The organism is Halomonas sp. BC04, assembly GCF_000568385.1.
Map to the genome: position 1 here is coordinate 1 of NZ_AZQX01000249.1, position 5,055 is coordinate 5,055.

The following is a 5,055-nucleotide window of genomic DNA, read 5'->3' on the forward strand; positions in this document are numbered from 1 at the left end:
GCCGTTACGGTAGAGCCGGCTGCCTTCTTATGAGCCATTGCAAAGTCCTCGCTCGTTCAGGGGGTTACCGCTTACGCGGAGATCCCGGTGATCTTGACTTCAGTAAACCACTGACGGTGGCCCTGACGCTTCATGCTGTGCTTCCGGCGACGGAACTTGATGATGCGGATCTTCTCGCCACGGCCGTGGGAAACGATCTCGGCAGCCACCTTGGCACCGTCAACCAGCGGTGCACCAACCGTAACGTCTTCACCGTCGGCTACCAGCAGGACCTGGTCGAACTCGATGGTTTCGCCGGTCGGCACTTCCAGCTTCTCGAGCTTGAGAGTCTGGCCTTCCTGAACGCGGTACTGCTTGCCACCGCTCTTGATTACTGCATACATGTGCGTGTCTCTCCAGAACTCATCGGGGTTGGCTCTTCGTCGGCCTGCTTCGAGTGGCGCCCCTTTTGGCAGCCATCTGACAGGGAGCGTGATGAGTGGGCCGCGTATTATAACGACACCCACCAAGCCGTTCAAGCCACATCTTGACTAGCTACTGCTTCCCGTCATAGGCAGGCTTGACGCCGCTTGACGCCCTTCGGGGGCCCCATAGCATGACCCGCAACCCAAGGCCACGGGCAATGCCTCCGACTTGCCGGCCCCACTGCCTGATGACAACGAATCCATGCCAGCCAACGTCTCTTCGAATTCATCTGCCAGCACCACCCCGGCCTCGCCGCTCCACGCCGCGGTTGCCGATGACTTTGCCGCAGTCAACCGCAGCATCATGTCCCAGCTGGCCTCTCGGGTTCCGCTGGTGGAGACCATCGGGCAGTACATCATTGCCAGCGGCGGCAAGCGCCTGCGCCCGCTGCTGGTACTGCTGGCGGCCCGCTCGCTGGACTACCAGGGCGACAAGCACATCTCCCTGGCCACCCTGATCGAGTTCATGCACACCTCGACGCTGCTGCATGACGACGTGGTGGATGATTCCCATATGCGCCGGGGCCGCGCCACCGCCAACGACGCCTGGGGCAATGCGCCTTCGGTACTGGTGGGCGACTATCTCTACTCCCGCTCCTTCCAGATGATGGTGGAGATCGGTTCACTGCGGATCATGGGCGTGCTGTCGGGCGCCACCTGCGTGATTGCCGAGGGTGAGGTGCAGCAGCTCACCAACGTGGGCAATCCCGATATCGACGAGGCCACCTACTTCGAGACCATCCTGGGCAAGACCGCCATGCTGTTCGAGGCTGCGTCGCACAGCGGCGCGATCCTCGCCGAGGCGACCCCGCAGCAGGAGGCGGCACTGCGGTACTACGGCCGCTACCTGGGGCTCGCCTTCCAGCTCATCGACGACCTGCTGGACTATCAGGGCGATGCCACCGCCATGGGCAAGAACGTGGGCGATGACCTGGCCGAAGGCAAGCCCACCCTGCCCCTGATACAGGCCATGTCCGCCGGCACCCCCGAGCAGGCCAGGCTCATTCGCCAGGCCATCCGTCAGGGCGGCCTCGACCATCTGGACGACGTGCTGGCCATCGTGCGCGACACCGGGGCGCTGGACTACACCCGCGCCCGCGCCGAGGAGATGGCTGCCAAGGCCCTGGAGCAGCTGGATCTCCTGCCCGCCAGCCGCTACCGGGACAGCATGGCCGAACTGGCCCGCATGGCGGTGGATCGGGAGGCCTGAGGTAGCCGCCGGAGGACTTGCAAGCCCAAGGCAATTGCGTATAATGCCGATCTCGTCAGGCGCCCAGGCGCCTGACGGCACAGAGAAAACTGGCAAAAATCGGAGTATAGCTCAGCTTGGTAGAGCGCTGCCTTCGGGAGGCAGAGGTCGTAGGTTCGAATCCTGCTACTCCGACCAGAGAATTCAGTAAAAACCGCCACCTACGGATCATTCCGGGTGGCGGTTTTTCGTTGCGCTCCTGGTCAGGCATCAAATCAGTAGCGAGCAGCGAAACCTGCCTTCTCTTACAAGCAGTCCATACAACACGACGAAAGATACCTCGCCTTCGGTTACGCGGAGGTCACTCAGTCTACTCAACGCTACAGGATCTCGATAAACTCCCGAAGCCTGTCTGCAATGACGATCAGGCCACAAGCTGCCAGGGTGTCGAGATACTCCTCAGCGCTTCTCGGCGGCTTGCGCAGGCTGGCGCGGTGACGATGGGCCGTTTGGAGCACCAACCCTTCGTTCAGCTCGAACTGCTGCTCCAGGAATGTGTCCGGATGGACGGCTTCGATACCGAAGCCGTCCAGGGTATCGGCAGGAAAATCTTTCAAGTTGAAGGTGACGATCAGTTGAGCCCCGGCGCGAATGGCAGCGGCCAGCACATGGCGGTCATCAGTATCGGGCAGCTCGATTACCGGGATTAGCGGCTCGTGCCCGGTGACCAAGGCATCCGGCACCGCCTTATTCATGAGTTCGACGGTCCGCGGTATCGCCTCCGCCAGCTCGGGACGCTTCCTGAGCAGGTTGCGCGTCCACTCGTCGTGGATCTGCTCCGTCCAGCGTGCCGCGAAAAGCCCGGTGGTGGCCAGACGCATCAACAAGTCCCGCAATGGTGCGGGATAAAGCACGCAGGCGTCGTAGATGACGACGAAGCGCATCAGTAGCCCATATCCAGGTCCTGGGCCTGGTCGGCCAACTCCTGGAGTGCAGCCTCGGACGCTTCCTCCTGCTGACGCCGGTAGGCGAGCAGATCTTGCAGGCGGATCCGTCGATGCGTGCCGACCCGGCTGAACGGAAGGGCACCCTCCTCCAGCAGCTTGACCAGATGCGGCCGTGAGACGTTCAGCATGTTTGCGGCTTCCTGAGTCGTCACCTCGGCATGAGTGGGGAGAATGGTCACCGTATTTCCCTGCGCCATCTCGGTCAGCAGATCACGCAGCAAAACCAGTGCCTGACGCGGCAGCACCAGGTCCGCCCCATCCAGTTTGATATGCGCACGGTCACTCTCGGGCCGCTCACGAAGCAGTTGGCTGAGCTCAGTGGCACTAGCCCTGGCCAGGCGGGTGAGCTCGGCATCGTGGGACAAGGTATCCCGGGCAGTATGATTCATGGCAATAACCTCCTGGCAGCACGCGATACGCTTGGCTGGCTGCCGTAGCGAGCTCGATTGTTACTTGCCAGGCTATTCGAAATAAACAAAATTCGCAATATCCGAAACAGGCTATTGATCTCCGGACTTGTGTGCTCGGGAGGTGCGTTCGAGCAGCGGACCCCGCCTGCGTGAAGGTGCAGGTTCTCTGCTACCGCAGGGACTCCTATGCCGGGTGGCGGTTTTTCGTTGCGCCCACCCCTCCCCCACGACCCTATACGGATGAACGCATGTCAAAAAAGGGCTAAGCTCTGCCTTTCTGGGGTCGACATTGCCCCCTTACCGACTGCAAATTCAAACAATATCGACAAGAGACTTGCACCAGAACAAGTCCAACAGTTCGGAGGGCGCTGTGAAGACAGACGGCCACGGCACGCCGCTCGACAGCACGACCACATATTCGGCAAGTCTCGGCTCCGACTGGGCAAGCGCCGATCTGGACACGCTTCGAGCGAAGTTCTACCAGCTCTATATCGCCGTGGAGCAGAGCCCTGCCGCGACCGCCATCACCGATACCGACGGCCGGATCGAGTACGTCAACCAGCGCTTCCTCGATGTCACCGGCTATACCCGCGAGGAGCTGGTTGGCAAGACTCCCGCCATGATCCAGTCTGGCATGACGCCGGAGAGCGTCTATCGCGACATGTGGCAAACGCTGCGCAGCGGTCATGTCTGGCAGGGGGAGCTGCAGAACCGCAAGAAGAACGGCGAGCTCTACTGGGAGGCCGAGACGCTTACGCCGATACGCAACGACAGCGGCGAGATCGTCAACTTCGTGGCGGTGAAGGAGGACATTACCGAGCGCAAGCGCCAGGAGGAGGAGCTCAAGCTGCTGGCCAGCGTGTTCCAGACCGGCCAGGCCACGCTGATCACCGATGCCGACATGCGAATCGAGCGGGTCAACCGGGCCTTTACCGACATCACCGGTTACGCGGAGGAAGAGGTGGTCGGCCTGACACCGAAGCTCTTCAAGTCCGGGCGCCATGACAAGGCGTTCTACGTCAGTCTCTGGGACTCGGTGCTGGAAACCGGTCACTGGCAGGGCGAGATATGGAACCGCAACAAGTATGGTGAGATCTATCCGCTATGGCAGTCGATCACCGCCGTATATGACGATGCGGGCAATATTCGGCACTTCATCGCCGTGTTCCACAACATTGCCGAACGCAAGCGGATGGAGAGCGAGCTCGAACACCAGGCCACCCGCGACCACCTGACCGGCGCCCACAACCGCCGTGCCTTCGACACCGCCATGCGCAAGGCGATTCGCCAGGCCGAGCGCAGCGACAACACCTTCTCGTTGCTGCTGTTCGATATCGATCACTTCAAGTCGGTCAACGACCAGCATGGTCACGAAACGGGAGACATCATCCTCAAGCGCCTGGCCACGCTGGTCAGCCAGACCCTGCGCAGCACAGATCTGCTGGCTCGCTGGGGCGGTGAGGAGTTTGCCATTCTGCTGCAGGACTCATCCGCCCAAGGGGGGACCGTCTTCGCCGAGCGGCTACGCCAGCAGGTGGCGGAGACTCGTCTTCACGGCCTGGCCGTGACCATCAGCCTTGGCATCACGGAGTACCGGCGCGGCGACAGCCGGAAGCGCTTCTGGCTCGCGTCGACAGCGCGCTATATCGCGCCAAGCACTCGGGTCGAAATCGGGTGGGCATCGCCGACGCCGATATCTGAGCGGCCTCAGGTCACGGTGATGACCGTACACGGCGCCGAATGCATTACCTTGTGAGAAACGCTGCCCACCAGCAGTCCCTTTAGCTCGCTTACGCCACGGCTGCCCATGACGATGGCATCGGCTGCAATCTCATTGGCCTCGCGCAGTATCGTATCGGCCGGCGGCCCGCGCGTATCAATTCCGTTACTTTCAGCCCCGCCAGGTCGACGACTCGCCGGGCACTATCCAGCGTCTCTCGGGCCCGCTCTTCGTTCTGCCGGGCAAGCTCCTGCCGCCGCTCCTG

Annotated in this window: 7 protein-coding genes and 1 tRNA gene; 3 read left to right on the plus strand and 5 right to left on the minus strand. The window is 61.8% G+C overall.

The window, feature by feature from the left end; translation table 11 throughout:
- Positions 1 to 71: 71 nt before the first annotated feature.
- Positions 72 to 383 (minus strand): 50S ribosomal protein L21, encoded by a 312-nt coding sequence (rplU, locus tag Q427_RS17285; RefSeq protein WP_043516246.1) that lies wholly within the window; start codon positions 381 to 383, stop codon positions 72 to 74.
- A 283-nt stretch (positions 384 to 666) separates the two neighbouring features.
- Here rplU and ispB point away from each other — a divergent pair, with 283 nt between their 5' ends.
- Together ispB and Q427_RS17295 are read left to right on the plus strand one after the other, a co-directional pair.
- A complete protein-coding gene (gene ispB, locus Q427_RS17290) occupies positions 667 to 1,674 on the plus strand; it encodes an octaprenyl diphosphate synthase (protein ID WP_043516248.1) in 1,008 nt (335 codons plus the stop codon).
- 100 nt (positions 1,675 to 1,774) lie between these two features.
- Positions 1,775 to 1,851 (plus strand) — tRNA-Pro (locus tag Q427_RS17295).
- Positions 1,852 to 2,033: 182 nt separating this feature from the next.
- Here Q427_RS17295 and Q427_RS17300 read toward each other — a convergent pair.
- Together Q427_RS17300 and Q427_RS17305 are read right to left on the minus strand one after the other, a co-directional pair.
- Positions 2,034 to 2,597, minus strand: coding sequence for a PIN domain-containing protein (locus tag Q427_RS17300; protein ID WP_043516251.1), 564 nt, complete (start codon positions 2,595 to 2,597; stop codon positions 2,034 to 2,036).
- A complete protein-coding gene (locus Q427_RS17305) occupies positions 2,597 to 3,049 on the minus strand; it encodes a helix-turn-helix domain-containing protein (protein WP_051496484.1) in 453 nt (150 codons plus the stop codon). The genes Q427_RS17300 and Q427_RS17305 overlap by 1 nt, the downstream gene beginning before the upstream one ends.
- Positions 3,050 to 3,440: 391 nt before the next feature.
- On the opposite strand from Q427_RS17305, the gene Q427_RS17310 reads away from it, so the two are divergent.
- Positions 3,441 to 4,826: a sensor domain-containing diguanylate cyclase gene (locus Q427_RS17310; RefSeq protein WP_231613759.1), complete on the plus strand. Its 1,386-nt coding sequence runs from the start codon at positions 3,441 to 3,443 to the stop codon at positions 4,824 to 4,826.
- Here the strand turns inward: Q427_RS17310 and Q427_RS31465 are convergent.
- Positions 4,778 to 4,921: a universal stress protein gene (locus Q427_RS31465; RefSeq protein WP_331280651.1), complete on the minus strand. Its 144-nt coding sequence runs from the start codon at positions 4,919 to 4,921 to the stop codon at positions 4,778 to 4,780. The genes Q427_RS17310 and Q427_RS31465 overlap by 49 nt on opposite strands.
- The coding region (locus tag Q427_RS34310) for a hypothetical protein (RefSeq protein ID WP_231613760.1) at positions 4,861 to 5,055 on the minus strand (195 nt) is incomplete at its 5' end. The genes Q427_RS34310 and Q427_RS31465, both read right to left, overlap by 61 nt.

Coding starts and splice junctions, on each gene's coding strand:
- rplU (WP_043516246.1), bottom strand. CDS start 383: ATGTATGCAGTAATCAAGAGCGGTGGCAAGCAGTACCGCGTTCAGGAA.
- ispB (WP_043516248.1), top strand. CDS start 667: ATGCCAGCCAACGTCTCTTCGAATTCATCTGCCAGCACCACCCCGGCC.
- Q427_RS17300 (WP_043516251.1), bottom strand. CDS start 2,597: ATGCGCTTCGTCGTCATCTACGACGCCTGCGTGCTTTATCCCGCACCA.
- Q427_RS17305 (WP_051496484.1), bottom strand. CDS start 3,049: ATGAATCATACTGCCCGGGATACCTTGTCCCACGATGCCGAGCTCACC.